19 protein-coding genes are annotated in these 19,607 nt (G+C 64.4%); 10 read left to right on the top strand and 9 right to left on the bottom strand.

Annotated features, from left to right (window positions below; translation table 11 throughout):
- Window positions 1-11: 11 nt before the first annotated feature.
- The 6 genes from AX756_RS05215 to AX756_RS05240 form a co-directional block, all read right to left on the bottom strand.
- Window positions 12-1,619, bottom strand: coding sequence for a peptide chain release factor 3 (locus AX756_RS05215; protein ID WP_068309563.1), 1,608 nt, complete (start codon window positions 1,617-1,619; stop codon window positions 12-14).
- A gap of 336 nt (window positions 1,620-1,955) precedes the next feature.
- Window positions 1,956-3,209, bottom strand: a complete 1,254-nt coding sequence (locus AX756_RS05220; protein ID WP_068309367.1) for an Hsp70 family protein — start codon at window positions 3,207-3,209, stop codon at window positions 1,956-1,958.
- Window positions 3,210-3,289: 80 nt separating this feature from the next.
- Window positions 3,290-3,871 carry a L,D-transpeptidase gene (locus AX756_RS05225; RefSeq protein WP_156461397.1) on the bottom strand — a complete coding sequence of 194 codons (582 nt, stop codon included), beginning with the start codon at window positions 3,869-3,871 and terminating at the stop codon, window positions 3,290-3,292.
- 106 nt (window positions 3,872-3,977) lie between these two features.
- Window positions 3,978-4,649: a DUF2161 domain-containing phosphodiesterase gene (locus tag AX756_RS05230; protein WP_068309370.1), complete on the bottom strand. Its 672-nt coding sequence runs from the start codon at window positions 4,647-4,649 to the stop codon at window positions 3,978-3,980.
- Window positions 4,650-4,665: 16 nt separating this feature from the next.
- Window positions 4,666-5,103 (bottom strand): hypothetical protein, encoded by a 438-nt coding sequence (locus tag AX756_RS05235; RefSeq protein WP_068309371.1) that lies wholly within the window; start codon window positions 5,101-5,103, stop codon window positions 4,666-4,668.
- A 77-nt stretch (window positions 5,104-5,180) separates the two neighbouring features.
- Window positions 5,181-6,314, bottom strand: coding sequence for a carboxylate-amine ligase (locus tag AX756_RS05240; RefSeq protein ID WP_068309373.1), 1,134 nt, complete (start codon window positions 6,312-6,314; stop codon window positions 5,181-5,183).
- Window positions 6,315-6,436: 122 nt separating this feature from the next.
- On the opposite strand from AX756_RS05240, the gene AX756_RS05245 reads away from it, so the two are divergent.
- Window positions 6,437-7,402 (top strand): glycosyltransferase family A protein, encoded by a 966-nt coding sequence (locus AX756_RS05245; RefSeq protein WP_068309376.1) that lies wholly within the window; start codon window positions 6,437-6,439, stop codon window positions 7,400-7,402.
- A 347-nt stretch (window positions 7,403-7,749) separates the two neighbouring features.
- On the top strand, window positions 7,750-8,412 hold the full coding sequence (locus AX756_RS05250) for a L,D-transpeptidase (protein ID WP_068309378.1): 663 nt from the start codon (window positions 7,750-7,752) through the stop codon (window positions 8,410-8,412).
- A gap of 90 nt (window positions 8,413-8,502) precedes the next feature.
- On the opposite strand, the gene AX756_RS05255 is transcribed toward AX756_RS05250, so the two are convergent.
- On the bottom strand, window positions 8,503-8,802 hold the full coding sequence (locus AX756_RS05255; RefSeq protein WP_068309380.1) for a hypothetical protein: 300 nt from the start codon (window positions 8,800-8,802) through the stop codon (window positions 8,503-8,505).
- Window positions 8,803-9,197: 395 nt separating this feature from the next.
- Here AX756_RS05255 and AX756_RS05265 point away from each other — a divergent pair, with 395 nt between their 5' ends.
- Entirely contained in the window at window positions 9,198-9,821 is a 624-nt protein-coding gene (locus AX756_RS05265) for a ParA family protein (protein WP_068309382.1), read from the top strand.
- A gap of 20 nt (window positions 9,822-9,841) precedes the next feature.
- Here the strand turns inward: AX756_RS05265 and AX756_RS05270 are convergent, their stop codons facing one another.
- Window positions 9,842-10,870 carry a Hint domain-containing protein gene (locus AX756_RS05270; protein ID WP_068309384.1) on the bottom strand — a complete coding sequence of 343 codons (1,029 nt, stop codon included), beginning with the start codon at window positions 10,868-10,870 and terminating at the stop codon, window positions 9,842-9,844.
- 150 nt (window positions 10,871-11,020) lie between these two features.
- Between AX756_RS05270 and AX756_RS05275 the strand changes: the two genes are divergently transcribed.
- The 5 genes from AX756_RS05275 (at window position 11,021) to purF (ending at window position 16,151) form a co-directional block, all read left to right on the top strand.
- The gene (locus AX756_RS05275; protein ID WP_068309386.1) at window positions 11,021-11,800 is read left to right on the top strand and encodes an SDR family oxidoreductase; all 780 of its coding nucleotides are present in this window, start codon (window positions 11,021-11,023) and stop codon (window positions 11,798-11,800) included.
- 126 nt (window positions 11,801-11,926) lie between these two features.
- Entirely contained in the window at window positions 11,927-12,367 is a 441-nt protein-coding gene (locus tag AX756_RS05280; protein WP_068309565.1) for a paraquat-inducible protein A, read from the top strand.
- Between the two features lie 43 nt (window positions 12,368-12,410).
- Window positions 12,411-13,772, top strand: a complete 1,362-nt coding sequence (gene radA / locus AX756_RS05285; protein WP_068309387.1) for a DNA repair protein RadA — start codon at window positions 12,411-12,413, stop codon at window positions 13,770-13,772.
- A gap of 41 nt (window positions 13,773-13,813) precedes the next feature.
- Entirely contained in the window at window positions 13,814-14,416 is a 603-nt protein-coding gene (locus AX756_RS05290; protein WP_068309388.1) for a CvpA family protein, read from the top strand.
- 247 nt (window positions 14,417-14,663) lie between these two features.
- Window positions 14,664-16,151 carry an amidophosphoribosyltransferase gene (gene purF, locus AX756_RS05295; protein ID WP_068309390.1) on the top strand — a complete coding sequence of 496 codons (1,488 nt, stop codon included), beginning with the start codon at window positions 14,664-14,666 and terminating at the stop codon, window positions 16,149-16,151.
- 270 nt (window positions 16,152-16,421) lie between these two features.
- Here the strand turns inward: purF and AX756_RS05300 are convergent, their stop codons facing one another.
- Complete coding sequence (locus AX756_RS05300; RefSeq protein ID WP_068309393.1) at window positions 16,422-18,233, bottom strand: SLC13 family permease; 1,812 nt, start codon at window positions 18,231-18,233, stop codon at window positions 16,422-16,424.
- A gap of 379 nt (window positions 18,234-18,612) precedes the next feature.
- Between AX756_RS05300 and AX756_RS05305 the strand changes: the two genes are divergently transcribed.
- Together AX756_RS05305 and AX756_RS05310 are read left to right on the top strand one after the other, a co-directional pair.
- Entirely contained in the window at window positions 18,613-18,864 is a 252-nt protein-coding gene (locus AX756_RS05305) for a hypothetical protein (RefSeq protein ID WP_068309395.1), read from the top strand.
- A gap of 52 nt (window positions 18,865-18,916) precedes the next feature.
- The gene (locus AX756_RS05310) at window positions 18,917-19,570 is read left to right on the top strand and encodes an SDR family oxidoreductase (RefSeq protein ID WP_068309396.1); all 654 of its coding nucleotides are present in this window, start codon (window positions 18,917-18,919) and stop codon (window positions 19,568-19,570) included.
- Window positions 19,571-19,607 lie beyond the last annotated feature (37 nt).

Consider the following 19,607-nt stretch of genomic DNA (forward strand, 5'->3'; position numbering starts at 1 on the left):
GCGCCCGGGCTTCAGACCATCATTTCCTTGGTTGCGCTGAGCTTCAGCTCGGGGAAGTCGCGCTCCACCCGGTCGATATCCCATTGCAGCCGCGTCAGGTAGACGAGGTCGCCGTCATTGTCATGCGCCATGTGGCCCTTGTTGGCGGCGGCGAAGGCGTCGACCTTGTCCTTTGGCCCGGTGAGCCAGCGGGCGGAGGTGAACTGCGTCTGCTCGAAACGCACAGGCAAGCCGTATTCCAGCTCGATCCGGCTCGCCAGAACCTCGAACTGGAGCTGGCCGACGACGCCGACGATGAAGCCGGAACTGATGATCGGCTTGAACACCTTCGCCGCGCCTTCCTCGGCGAATTGCATCAACGCCTTTTCCAGGTGCTTGGCCTTCATCGGGTCGCCCGCGCGGCAGGTCTGCAGCAGTTCCGGCGCGAAGCTCGGAATGCCCGTCACTTTCAGCGCCTCGCCCTCGGTCAGCGTGTCGCCAATGCGCAGCTGGCCGTGGTTGGGGATGCCGATGATGTCGCCGGCCCAGGCCTCCTCGGCCAGTTCCCGGTCCGAGGCGAGGAAGAGGACCGGGTTGGAGATCGCCATGGGCTTCTTCGAGCGCACATGGGTGAGCTTCATGCCACGTTTGAAATGGCCCGACGCCATGCGCACAAAGGCCACGCGGTCGCGGTGCTTGGGGTCCATGTTGGCCTGCACCTTGAAGACGAAACCGGAGACCTTGGTTTCCTCCGGCGCGATTTCGCGCGGGGAGGCCTTTTGAACCTGCGGTTCGGGGCCGTATTTGCCGATCCCGTCCATCAGTTCCTTCACGCCGAAGGAATTGATCGCCGAACCGAACCAGATCGGCGTCATATGGCCTTCGAGCACGCTTTGCGGGTCGAGTTCCGGCAGCAGCTCCTTCGCCATTTCCAACTCTTCGAGGAAGGTTTCCAGCAGGTGGGCGGGCACCAGTTCGGCGAGTTTCGGATCGTCCAGCCCCTCGATGGAGACGCTCTCGGCCACCTTGTTTCGGTCCGCGCGGTCCATCAGTTCAAGCCGGTCGCGCAGGATGTCGTAGCAGCCGATGAAATCCTGCCCCTTGCCGATGGGCCAGCTTGCCGGCGTCACGTCGATGGCCAGGTTCTCCTGGATCTCGTCGATGATATCGAACGTGTCCCGGCTCTCGCGGTCCATCTTGTTACAGAAGGTCAGGATCGGCAGGTCGCGCAACCGGCAGACCTCGAACAGCTTCTGCGTCTGGCTTTCGACACCCTTGGCACCGTCGATCACCATCACCGCCGCGTCCACCGCCGTCAGCGTGCGATAGGTGTCTTCCGAGAAGTCGCTGTGGCCCGGGGTGTCCACCAGGTTGAAGCGAAACTCGTGGAAGTCGAAGGACATGGCCGAAGCCGAGACGGAGATGCCGCGATCCTTCTCCATCTGCATGAAGTCCGAGCGCGTCCGCCGCGCTTCGCCCTTGGCGCGCACCTGTCCAGCCATCTGGATGGCGCCCCCGTAGAGGAGAAATTTTTCCGTCAGCGTCGTCTTGCCGGCGTCCGGGTGCGAGATGATCGCGAAGGTCCGGCGGCGGGCAATCTCAGGCGGCAGGGTGGGGCGGTTCGTGGCGGTGTCCAACATGGGCGTCCTATAGCGGTGGTCCGGGCGAGGCGCAATCGCGGCGAGGTGCATGGCGGAGTTTGCCTGCCTGAGTGTGAATTCCGGTTTGCGGAGAAGCCGTTCCGGATTACGCAGTTTCTTGTTTCGCGGGGTTATTTGGCGTTGAGGGGGGCTTTGCCCCCCGCGCTCTCGCGAGCGCTCCCCCCAGGATATTTTTGAACAGATGATAGAATTTGCGGTCCGGGTTCATTTTTCCCGAAAACGTCTGCAGGAGGCACGATCCGCAGGATCGTTCTCGCCTGCGAAGCGCGCGCCTTTTTTCGCAAGGCTGAATTGCAGTTTCAGCCTTGCGAAGGATCAGGCAAAAGCCTCTTCCGACGTGGCCAGCGTCAACCCGTCGACGATAGCAGTGAAGGCGTCGGAGTGGCGGATTCCGGCAAAGGGGCAGGTGGCCTCGACGCCTGATCTGACCAGGGACATCAGGCTGGAACCGCCGACAAAAATCGCCGTTTGAACTCCGCTCGGCGGGGTGTTGGCCGCAATCAGCGTGGTCATGATCGCCTCGCGCAGCCGGTCGGAAAAGCCCGACAGGCAGGCATTGAGCGAACCTTGCGTGATGCGCGCCGCCAGCCCCGCCTCGATCGGGCTCATGTCGATTTGGGCCGGGGCAGTGCTGCCATTGGCGGCGATCTTGCCCGCTTCGACGGCAAAGGCGAGGTCATGGCCGAGCCGTTCGGTGATCACCTGTTCCAGCCGGCCGATCTTTTTCGGCTCGACCGCGTGGGCCAGCATGTCCGCCACCTGCCGCTCGGTATTGCGCGCATAGAGAAACGGGATCTTGGCCCAGCTTGCCAGGTCGCGATAAATCGCATTCGGCACCGGCAGCCGTTCGTCCCCGAAGCTGCGACGCAACTCGCCGCCATGGCCCAGAAGCGGCATCGCATGGGCCATGGAGACCTCGGTGTCGAAATCGGTGCCGCCCAAGCGGATGCCGTGGCTGGCGAGGATCTCGATGCCGTCGGTGCCATTGCGGAACAGTGTGAAATCCGACGTACCGCCGCCGATATCGACGATCAGCCCCGTCTCACCCGCGCCTGACAGGCCGAAACTGGCTCGCGCCGCCGCCTCGGGCTCGAACAGGAAATCGACCCGTTCGAACCCGGCCGCGTGATAGCAGGCACGCAAATCGGCTTCGGCACGCGCATCGCGCGCGTCATCGGTCGAGTGGAAGCGCACCGGGCGGCCGGAAAGCACGTGGTTGAACCGCGAGCCGGTCTCGGCCTCGGCCTTCTGCCGGATGTCGATGAGAAAGGCGGCAACGATATCGGCCAGCTTGCGGCGCTTGCCGCCGATGGGCCGTTCCTCGTGAAAGAGCGCAGTGCCCAGAATGCTCTTGAGCGCGCGCATGTAGCGCCCGTCCTCGCCCGCGATCAGCGCCTTTCCGGCGGCGCTGCCGACCAGCATTTGCCCGCCCTCGGTGGGAAAGAACACCGCCGTTGGCAACGTGTCCTCGCCCGGTTCGACCGCGATGCGGCGGACCTCGCCATTGTCCAGATAGGCGGCGGCGGAGTTGGAGGTGCCGAAATCGACGGCAAGCGTTTGGGCGCACATGATCGGACTCCTCGGGCGGGGAAGGGCGCCCGGATAACCAATCGCCGCCCGGCTCGCAAGCGGCGATCAGCTATGCCCGATCAGAGCACGCGGACCTGCGTGCCGATCTCGACCAGCGGGTAAAGCTGCGCCACCTGCTCGTTATAGAGGCCGAAACAGCCCGAGGAGGAGGGCCGGCCTATCTTGCGCGTGTCATGCGTGCCGTGGATCAGGTAGGCGGGCCAGTCGAGATACATCGCATGGGTGCCGAGCGGGTTTTCCGGCCCCGGCGGTACCGAATCCGGCAGGCTCGGGTCGCGCTCGCGCATCGAGGCGGTGGGGGTCCAGGTGGGGCCTTCCTTCTTGCGCACGACCTCGGTGTAGCCGCGGCGCGTCAGCTCTTCGGTCAGGGGGACGGAGGTCGGGTAGACCCGGAAGGTGCCATCTGGTCCCCAATAGGAGAGTGCGCGGCTGTCCACGTCGCAGACGATGGCGCCAACGCCGAGCGTGTCGAAATGGTCCTGCCAGTTGCGGGTGGTGAAGCTGGAGATATTGCGCTGCGCTCCGGTCACGGGACGGTCCAGCGCGCCGAGCCCTTGCGCCCGCAAAAGGGCGGGGGCGGAAAGGACGGGGAGGGCGGCCAGGCCAGCGATCACGCCGCGGCGCGAGAATGGGGTGGTCATTTTGCTCAACTCGATTGGTATGCCTGTTTGAGAGTGATTTGACAGAAGTTGTGAAACCGGTCCAGCCCGGCCAATGGGTCACACGCGGACGTGATCCGCGATGTGGCTATTCCGGCAGCCCGGCGGCGGCTTTTTGCCCATTGGGGGTTAGTGCATAGATGCCGCGTTCGACCCGTTCGAACCATCCGTAATGGTCATCCGCCATCATCCGCGTGGCGTTTTCAACGCCGGTCGCCCGCGCCACCTCGGCGCCACGGCTCGGACCATGCGTGACCAGATGGGCCGCAATCCGCATCGCGTCCTGCCGATAGGCGGTGACAAGGCCGCGGCGGGTGGAACCGCCGGTATTCGGATCGCCCTCGCGGCGGGCAAACTCCCGCAGCAGGCGCGATTTGCTCCGTGGCGATTTGCGTGGGCTGTAAGGGGCCGGGTCCAGATGCAGTTGCACATGTCCGTCCTTCAGCCGGACGGTGATCAGGCCCAAGCCGAGCCGCCGGCAGAGCGTGATATTCTCCTTCAGTGAGCGTTGGAAACGTCGCCCGGCAACGTGTGGCACCGCGAGGTAGACCACGTCGCTCACCGATTGCCGAGCGACGGCCTGGTGAAAGAGGGTGAGCGAGAAGCCGGTTTTCAGCTCTACCACCAGCGGTTCATCCTCGCCGGGGCGGCAGGCCACGACATCGGCCGCGCCGATCTCGGCCTTGACCTCGTAGCCCTGGCTTTCCAGCAGCGCCTTTACCGGCGCATAAAGCTCGGCTTCGCGTGGCTTCGCGCTCATGCGCCGCCGCTCCCGGTCACGCCAGCAGCACGAGGCCGAGCAGCGCCAGCACGGCCCAGCCCGTCATGATGGGAAGAACAATCCAGTAGTCGCGCTCCTTTGGCAGCGACCAGCCCGGCGCGCCGCGCGCGGCGGCCACCGTCGCGAGGCTGGCAATGGGCCAGTAGACCGTCACACCGAGCGCCGCGGCCAGCACCGGAACCGCCCAGCCTGCACCGAGCGCCTGCCCAGCCAGTCCAAGCCCGAGAAGCGGGGTGTAGAAGACCAGATCGGCCAGCGCCAGCCCCCACCAGAAGGCCCTGCCCACCGGCGTGATCTGTGTCTCCGGCTCCTGTGTGCCCATGCGCACGCCCCATTCGTAGCGGATCGCTGCCGGGCATTGGGCATAGGCGAGATAGAGAAACAGCGCCCAACCGGGAAGCTGGACAAACCAGAAGAGCAGGTTTTCGGCCATTGGGACACCTCCGGGCGACCGCCCGATCCTCATAGCCGCCACCGGCGTTTCTGTCCTTGTTGCAGGTCAAGATCGCGCTAGAGCCCGTCGTGAAAGGCGTCGATCAGGTACCGGACAACGGCCCGGGTCGCCTCGTCGCCCGTATCGCCCGCCGCGATCCGTTCCTTGTAGACGGCGCGCTGATGGTCGGCCGAATTGCCGTTCCGAACCAGGTTCAGCACACCCTCGACCTCGGCTTCGCAGTCGAGCGCGGCAGCATCCTCCTGCAGCAATTCGCACATCTCCTCGGCCAGCACCTCGAAGGGAACAATCTCGCGCTGGCCGAAATCGATCATGCCCTCGTTGAGCCCGTAGCGCTGCGCGCGCCAGCGGTTCTCGCCGATCAGGACGTTGGAATAGAGCCGCCAGCGCTGGTTGCGCGCGGCCAACCGCCAGAGCATGCGGGTGAAGCACTGCGTCAGCGCGGCAATGGTCAGCGTGTGTTCCAGTTTCGTGGGAACGTCGCAGATCCGGGTCTCGATGGTCGGGAAGCGCGAGGAGGGGCGCAGATCCCACCAGATCTTGGAGCTGTCCTCGATAATGCCGAGATCCACCAGCGCGCCGGTCATCCGCTCGAACTCGGCCCAGGAGTTGAGCTGCGGCGGCAGGCCGGTGCGGGGCAGGTTGTCGAAGACGGTGAGCCGGTAGCTTGCCAGCCCGGTATCCTGCCCCAGCCAGAAGGGCGAGGAGGCTGACATGGCCAGCAGATGCGGCAGGAAATAGCTGAGCTGGTTCATCAGGTCGATCCGCAGCGCCGGGCTCTCGACGCCGACATGGATATGCATCCCGCAGATCAACAGCCGCCGGGCCACGCCCGCCAGCGCCTGTTCCAACTCGTTATATCGGCTCTTGTCGGTATGGGTTTGCTGTTTCCAGTCGGCGAAGGGGTGGCAGGACGCGGCAATCGGCGCCATCCCGTGCCGCTTGGCGCAACGGGCCACGGTCGAGCGCAGCCGCTTAAGCTCGTCGCGCGCGGCGGTGATGTCCTTGCAGACCTTGGTGCCGACCTCGATCTGGCATTGCAGGAATTCAGGCGAAACCTGCCCCTGCATGGCGCCCTGGCATTCCTCGATCAGCGCCTTGGGCGCATTGACAAGTTCCAGCGTCTCGGCATCGACGAGCAGGTATTCTTCCTCGATTCCGAGCGTCAAGGCGGGGGCTGTGCGCGACATGACTTTCCTCCCTGTGCAGCCTCAGCGTGGCAGAGCGTTTCCGGCGGCGCAAGCGGTGAGACGCTTGGAACGATTGGACAAACAGGATAAGGCGGGCGCGAATGCGAGAGCAGGAGAGTTCAATGCGCGTTGCAATCGGGGCGATCACGCGGCGGCGGCCGAAGATGTTCGGCGAATTGCTCGACAGTTTCGCGGCCATGCAGCGGTCCGAAGGGGTGGAGGTGATCTTCCTCTTCGCCGAAAATGACGATGCGCATCAGTCCACGGAAGTGGTGGAAGCTTTCCGGGAGCAGGTGCCCGAGCCGGTCTTGCTCGGATTGGAGCCGCGGCAGGGCATTCCGATGGGGCGCAACAAGGTGCTGGACATGGCGCTCGCGGAGGGTGTCGACTTCCTGACCTTCGTCGATGACGACGAGGTCGTGGCCGAGGACTGGCTGGTGACGCTAATCGAGGGTGTGAAGGCGCGCGGGCTGGAGCTGGCGGGCGGGCCTGTTCGGCTGGTGGCGCCGGCGGGCACGTTGACGGCATGGAACCGGGCGGTCCTGAAGCATCTCCAGAAACGCGCGGAAGGCCGGATCCGCTCCAAGAGCCGCCGTGCCGAGGAGGGGCGCGACGGCGCGATCGACATCTATACCAACAATTGGTGCCTGTCTCTGGAGGCGCAGCGGCGCACGGGCGTGCGTTTCGACGAAGCGCTGCAATTTACCGGCGGTTCCGACACCAGGTACAGCCGCGACTTCCTCGCCGCTGGCGGACGGATCGGCTTTGTTCCCGGCGCGTATGTCGACGATCCGATGCCGCAGAAACGGCTGACGCTGGGCTATCACTTCAAGCGGGCACGGGACCAATCCAACAACGCGGTGGTGCTGGGGAACAAATCCAAGTTGTCCTGTATCGGCCAGGCCGTGCTCCGGCTGTTTGACGGACTGTTGAATTTGCTGACGGTGCCGTTCACGGGGCGCTATGGCGTGGTCAAGGCGGTGCACAAGATCGGTATCGCCGCGGGACGTCTGCGCGGCGCCTTCGGTATGAGATCGAGCCATTACGACGCGAACTCGGCACAATTCCACACCGAGAAACGCGGGTAACGACGCAGCATCCATCGCGCCTTCCATCCGTTTCGGGCAAGCGGATCTCGCCGAAGAAAAACGGGCGTGCTTCCCTCACGCTGTTGCGAACGCTGCCCCCGGGGTATTCGAAAAACGAGGAAGGGGAGAACCTCGTTCGGCTTCCTCTTTCTGAAAGTGCCGCCGCCGGAGGCACGATCCGAAGGAGCGTTTTACCTGCGGAATATGCAGATCGGCTGAATATCGCGAGTCTCGGTCGAGACACCGCATTGTGAGGCATTTGAAGCGTTGCAAGACTTGATTCGGCAACGGGCGTTGTGCGAAAGGACCCGGAGTTGTTTGTTTCTTGGCCCCAAAGGAGTTTCCAAATGCTGACCCGGCGCCACTTCATCATGTCCTCCGCCGCGCTCTTCTCGGCCCCGATCGCGCTGCCGGGGGTCGCCAATGCGTCGACCTCGTCGCAATGGTCGGCCTGGGACGCACAGGTGACACCGGCCAATTACGACCCCGCGGTTTCCAATCCCTGGGGGATTCAGCAACGCTTCCTTCCGCGCGTGGTCGAGGTCAATTCCGGCCTCACCCCAGGCGACATTCATGTCGATGCCGTTGCGCGCTATCTCTACCACGTTCAGGACAACGGCACCGCCATGCGCTACGGCGTCGCCATCGGGCGCGGCAATCTCTATGAGCCCGGCACCTACACGATCAAGCGCAAGGCGAAATGGCCGTCCTGGACGCCGACGGCGCAGATGGTCGAGCGCGAGCCGCATATCTACAAGCAATTCGAGGATGGGCGCGACGGCGGGCCGAGCAACCCGCTCGGATCGCGAGCGCTTTACCTCTATGTGGGCAACCGCGACACGATGCTTCGAATCCATGGCACCCCGTTGTCAGGCTCCATCGGCAGCCGGGCCAGTTCGGGATGTGTGCGGATGGTGATGGCTCACATCATCGGGCTGTACGACAATGTGGCGACGGGGTCGAAGGCCATTCTTTATCCCGGAGAAGATTACGTTACGGCCGCGAACTGATCGCGTCGGAACGAACCAACACGGAATGAAAAGGCCCCGCGCGTCGGGGCCTTTGGTGTTTCTGGACGAGGTTTTGGCCAGCGGAGGGCGTTAGCCGCTGGCTTGAGCCGTTTCCGGCGCCCGCGAACAGATCGGGCGGCCATCCTTGGCCCGCAGCGGCAGATAGGTCGTCTCGATCGGGCCGGAATAACGGTACCAGTAGCAGCCATCTTCGGGCTGAATGCGGACGGTGGTCAGGTCCTGATTGGGCGCGGCCAGCGCAATCACGCCTTCGGGCACGTTCTGCAGAGTGGCGATGTCGCCCTCGGGGCCCGTTGTGACGGTTGTTTCCGCGCAGGCGCTCAAAGCCAGAACGGCCACGATCGCGGGGACAATCTGTCCGGTTTTCATACAGGGTACTCCACAGTTTCCGTTTTTGCCGGTTCCGTATGACCCGGACCGGCGGGCTTGTTGCTCTGCGCGGAGGGGGCGGCCGGAAATCGGCATCTTGGGCTTATCTGTAAAGAAACTGGACAGGGGGGTGCAAGGGGCTTGGCCGTTGGGCGGGTTGCTCCGCCGGATTTTGTATATACAATGTAGATACAAGAACGAAGCATGGGCACCATGTCGGGCAGGAGCAATAAAAAGAAGAACGATGGGCAACTTCTGATCCGGATTCCGGTCGCGGACAGGGACCGTTTTGTGACGCTCTGCGAAGATCTGGATACTTCGGCTGCCCGAGAGATACGGCGCTTTATCAAACAGTTCGTGGATAGCCATAAAAAACCCGGGGAGGGAGAGAGCAGATGAAAACGGTGTTGATTGCCAATCGCAAGGGGGGATGCGGCAAGACAACCACCGCGATCACGCTTGCAGCCGCCCTGGCAGATGGCGGTTGGAAAGTGGCGCTGGCGGATGCCGATCTGCAGAAATCGACCACGCGTTGGCTAAAGCGTCGGCCCAGGAATGTGACGAAGATCACCCATCTCGACTGGTCCTCGCACAAATCGCTGGGCGAGGTGCCCAAGGGGATCGACTGGGTGGTGATCGACGCGCCCGGTGCGCTTTATGACGACGATTCGCAAAAGCTCGTGGCCGAAGCCAAGGCGGTGATCTGCCCGGTGATGCCTTCCTTTTTCGATGCCGACAGCTCGAAGCGATTCCTGAAGGATCTTCAGGACATCAAGCGAATCCGCAAGGGCAAGGTCGGGATCGAGCTTCTGGCCAACCGTTTGAAGCCGCGCGGGCGCGCCAATGCACGGCTGGATGCCTTTTTCGAAAAGGTCGGCCAGCAGCCGGTGGCGCGGATTTCGGAGCGAGTTGCCTATGGCGATCTGGCCGAGGAGGGACTTTCGATCTTTGACAAGCCACAGGCAGTCTTTCGCCCGCTGCGCGCGCAATGGACGCCCTTGATCAAGAGTCTGGTCTGATTGGTAAAATAAAAGCCAAATCAGCGGCTTGAGTTGCGTTCTTTGAGCAACTTCTCAAGCGTTGCCTGGGCTGTCCTGCGGTCCGCCTCGGTTCCGACATGCGGCGCGTGATCCAGATCGGGAAGCGCCTCTGCGATGTCCTCGGGAAGCGCCGGCCGGGTGGCGGCGTTCACTTCAAGGCTCTCCACCGGGATGCATTCGGCATAGATCACCTCGTGATGGTCGAAGACCAGCGTGAAGAAATCCGAATACCCGCCCGGACGCAGGAAAACCTTTTCGTTATCAACGAGATATCCGGCCTTTATCAGCATTTCGGCGGTATCGGTCAGCCGGTCGGACTCGCGTTGATAGATGAAGAGCCGCTGCTGCTGCGACAGGATCAGGTCGCCATCATTGCCGAACGTATCGCGCGGGATCACGACCGGGGCAAAGGGGCCGACGGCGCGCACGGTTCGGCGCAGGATCTGCCGCAGCGGTTGGGCTCCGTGATCGCGTGTCAGGATGCGGGTGCCGATATCCAGCGCTTCGACAGGCACCTGCCGGCCATCGGCCAGCGTGATATGGGTGCCGCGTCCGAAGGCGAGCGAGGTGATATCGGCCAGCCGTACAGGCGCGGGGGCAGGATCGATGCCGATCAGCGTGTGGTCGCGGCCCGGTTCGAGCGGCTCCAGTGGCAGCGCGGCAAAGACGTCCCCCTGAGGGGTCGACAAGGTCAGCAGCAGCAGGTCGACCTGGTGGCCTTCGGGAGCGAGGAAGGTCAGTCGGGCGGAGAGTTGCAGCATCGCGCCGGGAAGGCCGAATTCGCTGCCCTGGGCGAGGCGCTGGTGGCCTTCGTCCGCGCGCAGGACGCGGCCATCCGGGCTTCCGGAATCGGCCACGCCGATCTGCAGCGCCTGGGCCCGGGGCGACAGGCGGTAGACGTCGCCGGGGCAGAGTTCTTCGACACCAAGCAGCGGATCGCTCAGGTTGGCGCCGGAAACCACGCGAAAGGCGCTGCCCGCAAAGACATGGCAGTGGTAGTCGGCTTGGGGCAGGGCTGCGTCGGTCATGATGTCCGTCCGGCTCGGGTAGGATGCTCTCCGATAGCGCTCCGGACGGGGGCGGGTCAATCGCCTCGGGGTTGCGGGCCGCTTCGATGCGCGGCAGTCTCGCGCGCAAGACCCATCCACGAGGAGGGCGCAGAGAAGGAAGGAAAGACGATGGATCTTGGAATCGCAGGAAAGCGGGCGCTGGTGACGGCTTCCTCCAAGGGGCTTGGGCGCGGCTGCGCGGAGGCTTTGGCCGCGGCCGGGGTGGAGCTTGTGCTGAATGCGCGCGGTGCCGAGGCGCTGGAAGAGACGGCGACGGCGCTCTGTGCCGAATACGGCGTGTCGGTCGAAGCGGTTGCGGCCGATATCACCGATGAGGCGGGGCGTGCGAAGGTTCTGGAGGTGGCAGGCCAGGTGGAGATCCTGGTGACCAATGCCGGCGGGCCGCCGCCGGGCCTGTGGACGGACTGGGAACGCGAGGATTTCATCAAGGCGCTGGATGCCAACATGCTGGCGCCGATCGCGCTGATGAAGGCAATGGTTCCGGGTATGATGGAGCGCGGCTGGGGCAGGGTAGTCAATATCACCTCCGTGTCGGTCAAGGCGCCGATCCCGGTGCTGGGCCTGTCCAACGCGGCGCGCGCAGGACTGACTGGTTATGTGGCAGGCACCGCGCGTCAGGTGGCGCCGAGCGGGGTGACCATCAACAACCTGCTGCCGGGCATTCATGCCACCGACCGGGCGGTGAGCCTGGACAAGGGCGCGGCCGCACAGGGCGGGATGACCGTGGAAGAGGCCCGGGCGGCGCGGCTCGCGACGATTCCGGCTCGAAAATACGGTACGCCGGAAGATTTCGGCGCGACCTGTGCGTTCCTGTGTTCGCAGCAGGCGCAGTTCATTGTCGGGCAGAATATCCTGCTCGATGGCGGCGCGACCAACCTGTCGATGTAAGCGCTGGCGCTTGGGTCGCTCCGGACCGGGCCGCCCCTGCCGGAGCGACCCAAGCGTGAATTTCCCTAGCGACGAGGCGCGGGGTTTCGGCCGGGGCTTCAAGCGCCTATATCCGCGACCATGAACATTCTGAAATTCGCTAATCTCTCGCTGCTGATCCTTTATCCGGTGGCGTGGTTTGCACCGCTGATGCGGGCGGGCTTGCTGCCGCTTTTCGGGATGAGCGAGATTTCGGTGATCTCGGGGTTGCAATCGCTCTGGCGGAGCGATGTGCCGCTGGCGCTGGCGGTCACCTTTTTCGCGCTGTTCGCGCCGTATATGAAGACGGTGGGGCTGGCGTTGGTGCATTTCGGTATCGCGCGCCGGCGTCGGCTGCTTGGGCCGCTGCATATCCTTGGCAAGTTGGCCATGGCGGATGTGTTCCTGATCGCGCTCTATATCGTGCTGGCCAAGGGGGTCGGCGTGGGCTCGGTCGAGACGGCTTGGGGGCTCTACCTGTTCACCGCCTGTATCCTGGCCTCGCTGGCCATCGGGTTCCTGACCGAGAAACGCAGCCCGTCGGCCTGACGCCCGCTCTTGTCCTGCCGCTCCGGCTGGGGCAGGTAGAGGCATGGCAAAAACCCAGTCCTTTACCTGTTCGTCCTGTGGCGCAAAGCACCCGCGCTGGTCGGGGCGTTGCGACGCCTGCAGCGCCTGGAACACCATCGTCGAGGAGGCGCCGCTTACGGCCGGACCCAGCAAGAAGACGCTTGGCGGCAAGGGGCGGTCGATCGAGCTGTTGGACCTTGCGGCCGAGGAAGCGCCCCCCCCGCGCACCTGTTCGGGGATGGACGAACTGGACCGCGTGCTGGGCGGCGGGTTGGTGCCGGCCTCGGCGACGCTGGTGGGCGGCGATCCGGGTATCGGCAAGTCGACGCTCCTGTTGCAGGCGGCGGCGAAGTTCGCCGGGGCGGGGCTATCGGTTGTCTACGTGTCGGGCGAGGAGGCCAGTGCCCAGGTGCGGATGCGCGCGCAGCGGCTGGGGCTGGGGGATGCGAAGGTCCGGCTTGCCGCCGAGACCAACCTGCGCGACATCCTGACGACGCTCGACAGGGAACGCCCGCAGCTTGCCATCATCGATTCGATTCAGACCATGTGGGCCGACAATGTGGAGGCCGCGCCGGGGTCCGTGAGCCAGGTGCGCTCGGCCGCGCATGAATTGGTGAGCTTTGCGAAAAGGCGCGGAACGTCGGTTGTGCTCGTCGGCCATGTCACCAAGGACGGCCAGATCGCCGGTCCGCGCGTGGTGGAACACATGGTGGACACGGTGCTCTATTTCGAGGGCGAGCGCGGCCACCAGTTCCGCATTCTGCGGGCGGTGAAAAACCGTTTCGGACCTGCCGACGAGATCGGCGTTTTCGAGATGACGGGGCGCGGGCTGGCCGAGGTGGCCAACCCTTCGGCGCTTTTCCTGTCGGACCGGGAGACGCGGGCGCCAGGGGCGGTGGTCTTTGCCGGTGTCGAGGGCACGCGCCCGGTTCTGGTGGAATTCCAGGCCCTTGTCGCGCCGTCGCCCACGCCGCAGGCCCGTCGGACGGTGGTTGGCTGGGATGGCAGCCGGCTGGCGATGATCCTGGCGGTGCTGGAGGCACGCTGCGGCATCCCCTTTGCCGGGCTCGATGTCTACCTGAACGTCGCGGGTGGTTTGCGGGTGAGCGAACCCGCCGCGGACCTCGCCGTTGCGGCGGCTTTGTTGTCGGCGCGCGAGGATGCAGCCCTGCCCGCGGACATGGTCGTCTTCGGCGAGATCAGTCTCAGTGGCGCCCTGCGTCCGGTCAGCCAGACAGAAAACAGGTTGAAAGAGGCGCAAAAACTTGGTTTCTCGCAGGCGACGTTACCGGAACGGTCCGCCGGATCCATTCCGAAGGGCGTTACGGTCTGCCAGATGAACGATCTGGCAACCTTTGTGGGTGAAATATTCGGCGCGGGCTAGGCGTCGCAAAAGAAACTGTCCCGGGGCAGGAAGGCAAGCGCATGGAAGGCTTCACTATCGTTGACGGCGGCGTTGCGGTCATCATTCTCTTCTCGGCGATTCTCGCCTATTCGCGCGGCTTCGTCCGCGAGGCGCTCGCCATTGCCGGCTGGATCGCCGCGGCCGTACTCGCCTATATCTTCGCGCCGCAGGCCGAACCGCTGGTGCGCGAGATCCCGGTGCTGAGCGATTTCCTCGACAATTGCACGGCGTCCACCATCGCCGCCTTTGCCGCTGTCTTCGCCCTTGCGCTGATTGTCTTTGCGCTCTTTACCCCGGTCTTCTCATCGCTGGTGCAACGCTCGGCGCTCAACGCGATCGACCAGGGGCTCGGATTCCTCTTTGGCGTGCTGCGCGGCATGCTGCTGGTGGTGATTGCGCTGGTGATCTACGAGTTCGCCGTGGGCGCGGAGGGCATCGACATGGTCGATCAGAGCCGTTCGGCGCAGGTCTTTGCCTCGATGAAGGACAGCGTGAGCGGCGAGATCGCGGATCAGGAGACAGCGCTTGCCTGGCTCACCGACAAGTTCGAATCGCTGATCGACCAGTCCTGTGGTACCGGCAGCACTCCCGCAGCCGCACCCGCGCCGACCAACGCGAACTGATCTTTTCGACACATCGCGGAGAATTTACCCCGGCTGTCCTTGGGCATGCCGGGGATTTTCGTTCGGATTCCCCCTCGAATTACGGATTTGAAAAAGTCAGCCGGATGTTCTGGCCCCGTGAGCGGCAGCCCGCCGGTGGCAGTGAGGCAGCCTGCGGGCCGGGAACCATGACAAAGGGATGACACCTGAGGTATAAGCCCGTAAAGAGGCGGCGCACCTCACCGCCGGATTCGGAGCCCACCGTAAAATGTCTGACGCGCTCGAAAACGCGAAGCCGTTCCATGCCCACCCGTTCGATGATGACAAGCTCCGCGAAGAATGCGGCGTCTACGGTGTCATCGGCGTGGTGGATGCCGCCAATTTCGTCGCCCTCGGCCTGCACGCGCTGCAGCATCGGGGCCAGGAGGCGGGCGGGATCGTCACTCATAACCACGGGACGGGATTCCACTCGGCGCGCCGCTTCGGCTATGTACGGGACAATTTCACCAGCGCGAAACTGATGGAGACGCTGCCGGGCGAGCTCGGGATCGGCCATGTCCGTTATTCCACCGCCGGCTCGAAAGGGCGCACCGAGATTCGCGACGTGCAGCCGTTTTTCGGTGAGTTCTCCATGGGCGGCGCGGCGATTGCCCATAACGGCAACATCACCAATGCTGAGGCGCTGCGGCGCGAGCTGATCGAACGCGGCTCGATCTTCCAGTCCGGTTCGGACAGCGAATGCATCATCCACCTGATGGCCCGCTCGCTTCAGCGCGACATTCCCGAGCGGATGAAGGACGCGCTGCGCCGGGTCGAGGGGGCTTTCTCGGTGGTTGCCATGACCCGCACCAAGCTGATCGGTGTGCGCGACCCGCTGGGCGTGCGTCCGCTGGTGCTGGGGCGGATCGGCGATGGCTGGGTCATCAGCTCGGAGACCTGCGCGCTGGATATCATTGGCGCCGAGTTCGTGCGCGAGATCGAGCCGGGCGAGATGGTCGTGATCTCGCCGGAGAAGGGCGTGACGAGCCACCGCCCCTTCGAGACGCGCCAATCGCGCTTCTGCATCTTCGAACATGTCTATTTCTCCCGTCCCGATTCCATTCTCGGCGGCCGCTCGGTTTACGAGACGCGCCGACAGATCGGCGTGGAACTGGCGCGCGAGAACCCGGTCGATGCCGATCTGGTCTGCCCGGTGCCCGACAGCGGCACGCCCGCGGCGATCGGCTTCAGCCAGGAGAGCGGTATCCCCTATGCGATGGGGATCATCCGCAACCAGTATATGGGCCGGACCTTCATCGAGCCCTCCGAGCAGATCCGCAACATGGGTGTGCGGCTCAAGCTGAACGTGAACCGGGCGTTGATCGCGGGCAAACGGGTGATCCTGGTGGACGACTCGGTGGTGCGCGGCACGACGAGCCGCAAGATCAAGGAAATGATCCTCGACGCCGGTGCCAAGGAGGTGCATTTCCGCATCGCCTCGCCGCCGACAGCCTGGCCCTGTTTCTACGGCGTGGACACGCCGAAGCGCGAGAAACTGCTTGCCGCGACCATGTCCGAGGAGGAGATGCGAGAGCATCTCGCGGTGGACAGCCTCAAGTTCATCTCCCTTGACGGGCTCTACCGGGCCGTCGGCCAGGGTGAAGGGCGCGACAGCAATTGCCCGAAATATTGCGATGCGTGCTTCTCGGGCGAATACCCGGTCGAGCCCTTCGACATGATCGAGCGCGGCTTCAAGCTGAAGACAGCGGCGGAGTGAAAGCCGGATTGGCGCGGACATGGCACCGGGCCTGACCGCCCGACCGCACGGTTTCGCATCCACGCAGGGGGCTTGCCGCTGAGCAAAGCTCATGCGGCGATGGCAGCGCTTCGCGCTGTGTGCCTGCGGCACGGAGCCATACTTCAGTTTCCAGCATGGGCCCAACGGCGCGCGCGTAGCGCGCGCCACCCCCAACGGGAGGAGCGCATCTTCGATGCGGCGAGGACGGGCGGGAGCGCCCCTGTCCGGCTACCGGCCCCGGGGGGCGTTTCAGAACGGGAAGATCATCGGAATCAGGAAAAGCGTGGTTGCAGCCACCAATAATGTCATCGGCAGGCCGCATTTCAGGAAGTCGATGAACTTGTAGCCGCCCGGATTGACCACCAATGTCACCACGGGCGAGGAGACCGGCGAAGCGAACCCGGCCGAGCCTGCCACCAGCACCGCGATGGCCATCGGCATCGGCGACACCCCCATCGACAGAGCTGCGTTGACCGCGATGGGCGCCACCAGCACCAGCGTTGCCGTGTTCGACAGGATCCAGCTCAGCGTCATTGTCAGGAAGAACATGGCAAACATCACCGCGCGCGGGTTTTCCTCGCCGGCGATGCCGATCAGCCCGTTCACGATCATGTCCGTGCCGCCCGTCTTGTCGAGCGCGGTGGCCAGCGGCAGCATGCCCGCGATCAGCACCAGCGTGTCCAGCTTGATCGAGCGATAGGCCTGGTTGGTCGATACGGTTCCGGTCAGAACGGCGGCGATGGCTGCGAGTATGACGGCGATGGTGATCGACATGCCGCCGAGCGAGACCCCGATCATCGCGAAGAGGATGATCATCGCGATCCAGAGCTTGTTCGAATTGGGCACCGAGAGCGAGCGCTCATGCGGCTCTTCGAGGATCACGAAATCGCGGCTTCGGCGGTTGATCCGGTCGAGCCGTGTCCATTTGCCAGCCACCAGCAACCGGTCGCTCTTGCGCAGTTTCTCCAGCTCGAAGTCCAGAACCGGCTCTGAGCCGCGCTTGAGCGCCAGAACCTCCAGCCCGTAGGTGGAGCGGAATTCCAGGTCCTCGATGGTCTGGCCCAGCACGCTCGCCTCGGGGTGGATCATCACTTCCATGATGCCCAGGGTGTCGATCCAGGCGTTCATGTCGTCATAGAAGCTGCCGACATGATCGAGCCCGGGCCGGTCGCGGAAGGCAGCGATTTGGGCTTCGGTCCCCGTCACCACGATCAGGTCGCCCGGCTGGAAATCCATTCCCGCCGAATAGAGCGTCGTATTGGCGTTGCCGCGTGGGCCGCGGCGGCGGCGGGCGAGGATCCGTGGCGCGGAGAGCTCGAACTCGCGCGCGGCGGCCCCTTCATAGGCTTGCGAGAGCCGGATTACCTCGACCCGCTCGACGCCATGGTCGCGGTACATCTCGGCAAAGCTGCGGCTGCGGCTGCGCGGCTGGTCACCGCCATCTGCATATTTCGGTCCCAGAAGGTGACGCCCGACAAAGGCAAAGAACAGCACTGTTCCGGCCAGCACGATCAGGCCCACCAGCGAGAAGCTGAAAAAGCCCAGCGGTTCGCCGGTGGCATCGCGCAGCGCGTCCGACACGGCCAGGTTGCCCGGTGTGCCGATCAGCGTCAGCATCCCCGAGAGCAGCGCGCCATAGGACATGGGCATCAAGAGCCGCGCCGCGTTGATTCCGGTGTCGCGCGCGATCCGCATCACGATGGGAATGAAGATCGCCACCACCGCTGTCGAGGACATGACCGATCCCAGCAGCGCCGCGCCGACGCAGAGCGGGATCATCAGCCGTACTTCGTCGCCCTTGCCCTGTTTCAGAATCAGGTCGCCCACGGTGCGCGCCACGCCCGTCCGGTCGAGCATTTCGCCGACCACGAAGAGGCCGGCCACCATGATGATGATCGTGGCGCCGAAGCCCGAGACCGCCTCGGCCGGGGTCAGGATGCCGGTGAGGGCGAGCGTGACAAGCACGATCAGCGCGATCAGATCATAGCGGACCTTGTTCGACGCCATCATGATCGCGGTCAGTCCGATCAAGTAGAAAACAAGTGTTGCATCGCCTTGCATGGGGGCCTCCAAGGGCTGTCGCGGGCCGGAAACGGCCTGGGCCGTGCTTGATCCCTTGTAGCGTGCAGGGGCAAAAAGGTCAGCCATTCCGTAAGGAAGAATTGCAACCGCCCGGAACGATCCGCCTGATCCCGGGCAAGCGGCCTGCGCGACAAACCGCCCAGTTCGGTTCGCTGCCGGGCGGGTTCCGGCTCATCACGCGGCCCGCGCGATCTCGTGACTTCCAACTGCGGGCCGGGCCGGATAGGTCCGCGGCGATCCCGCTAAACCGCGTTTGAGCACGCGCCCGGGAAGTTTTTTCATCATCGCTTTGTTTCGCCAAACCGTCCCTGCCTGAATGGGCCGGTCGCTGGCTGGACAATGCGCAACGAGGATCGTGATGTCCGAGAATACGAAGGTCGCCAGTGCGGCCACGCAGAAAAACGAGATCGAGCTCGATCGGCTTGCCCTGATCGGCACATTTGGCACGGATGCCGAGCGCCATGCCCTGGTGCGCCATTCCTCCGGCCGGATCGAGAAGGTGAAGATGGGCGAAAAGGTGGCCGGCCGACGGATCGTGGCCATCGGCAATGGCGAGATGTTCCTGCAAACCGGGTCGGGCACCCGGAAACTGGAAATGCCTGCGGGGTGAGGCCTGCGCCCTTTCACTTGACCTCCGCCCGTTGCCCGGTGCAGATGCGCGCATGACCAAACTTGCCCTTGTTACCGGCGCCTCCCGTGGCCTTGGCTGTGCCATGGCCGAAGCGCTCGCGCCCGACTATCACGTCCTGGCTGTCTCACGCACCGTGGGCGGGCTGGAGGATCTCGACGACCGGATCAAGGCCCGGGGCGGCGAGGCGACGCTTGCGCCGCTCGATGTGACCGATGACGGCGCGATGCAGCATCTGTGCCGTTCCGTGCATGAGCGGTGGGGCGGGCTCGATCTGTGGGTGCACACGGCGATCTATGCCGCGCCGCTGACGCCAACGAACATGATCGAGGGCAAGAGCTGGGACAGTTCCGTGGCCGTGAATATCGAGGCGACACGCCGCCTGATCGCCTATGTCTCGCCGCTTCTGCAGGCGCGCGAGGGCGCGAAGGCGGTCTTTCTCGACGATGATCGCGCCGGCCAGCCCTTCTTTGGCTGCTACGGGGCCACCAAGGCCGCGCAGATGGCGCTGGTGCGCAGTTGGCAGGCCGAAACCCGCCGCCACGGCCCACGCGTGACGATCCTGCAGCCGCAGGCCGTGCCGACGGCCGTTCGGGCGCGCTTTTTCCCTGGCGAGGACAAGAGCGCCTTGGTCGAGATCCCGCGCGAGGGCGCGCGGCTGGTCGACCTGATCCGGCAGGCGGACTGACCGCGCCCTTGCGCCTTGCAAAAAAAGCGCAACGGCA

This window comes from Aliiruegeria sabulilitoris, from assembly GCF_001558155.1.
Classification (GTDB): domain Bacteria; phylum Pseudomonadota; class Alphaproteobacteria; order Rhodobacterales; family Rhodobacteraceae; genus Tropicimonas; species Tropicimonas sabulilitoris.

Coding starts and splice junctions, on each gene's coding strand:
- AX756_RS05215 (WP_068309563.1), bottom strand. CDS start 1,619: ATGTTGGACACCGCCACGAACCGCCCCACCCTGCCGCCTGAGATTGCC.
- AX756_RS05220 (WP_068309367.1), bottom strand. CDS start 3,209: ATGTGCGCCCAAACGCTTGCCGTCGATTTCGGCACCTCCAACTCCGCC.
- AX756_RS05225 (WP_156461397.1), bottom strand. CDS start 3,871: ATGACCACCCCATTCTCGCGCCGCGGCGTGATCGCTGGCCTGGCCGCC.
- AX756_RS05230 (WP_068309370.1), bottom strand. CDS start 4,649: ATGAGCGCGAAGCCACGCGAAGCCGAGCTTTATGCGCCGGTAAAGGCG.
- AX756_RS05235 (WP_068309371.1), bottom strand. CDS start 5,103: ATGGCCGAAAACCTGCTCTTCTGGTTTGTCCAGCTTCCCGGTTGGGCG.
- AX756_RS05240 (WP_068309373.1), bottom strand. CDS start 6,314: ATGTCGCGCACAGCCCCCGCCTTGACGCTCGGAATCGAGGAAGAATAC.
- AX756_RS05245 (WP_068309376.1), top strand. CDS start 6,437: ATGCGCGTTGCAATCGGGGCGATCACGCGGCGGCGGCCGAAGATGTTC.
- AX756_RS05250 (WP_068309378.1), top strand. CDS start 7,750: ATGCTGACCCGGCGCCACTTCATCATGTCCTCCGCCGCGCTCTTCTCG.
- AX756_RS05255 (WP_068309380.1), bottom strand. CDS start 8,802: ATGAAAACCGGACAGATTGTCCCCGCGATCGTGGCCGTTCTGGCTTTG.
- AX756_RS05265 (WP_068309382.1), top strand. CDS start 9,198: ATGAAAACGGTGTTGATTGCCAATCGCAAGGGGGGATGCGGCAAGACA.
- AX756_RS05270 (WP_068309384.1), bottom strand. CDS start 10,870: ATGACCGACGCAGCCCTGCCCCAAGCCGACTACCACTGCCATGTCTTT.
- AX756_RS05275 (WP_068309386.1), top strand. CDS start 11,021: ATGGATCTTGGAATCGCAGGAAAGCGGGCGCTGGTGACGGCTTCCTCC.
- radA (WP_068309387.1), top strand. CDS start 12,411: ATGGCAAAAACCCAGTCCTTTACCTGTTCGTCCTGTGGCGCAAAGCAC.
- AX756_RS05290 (WP_068309388.1), top strand. CDS start 13,814: ATGGAAGGCTTCACTATCGTTGACGGCGGCGTTGCGGTCATCATTCTC.
- purF (WP_068309390.1), top strand. CDS start 14,664: ATGTCTGACGCGCTCGAAAACGCGAAGCCGTTCCATGCCCACCCGTTC.
- AX756_RS05300 (WP_068309393.1), bottom strand. CDS start 18,233: ATGCAAGGCGATGCAACACTTGTTTTCTACTTGATCGGACTGACCGCG.
- AX756_RS05305 (WP_068309395.1), top strand. CDS start 18,613: ATGTCCGAGAATACGAAGGTCGCCAGTGCGGCCACGCAGAAAAACGAG.
- AX756_RS05310 (WP_068309396.1), top strand. CDS start 18,917: ATGACCAAACTTGCCCTTGTTACCGGCGCCTCCCGTGGCCTTGGCTGT.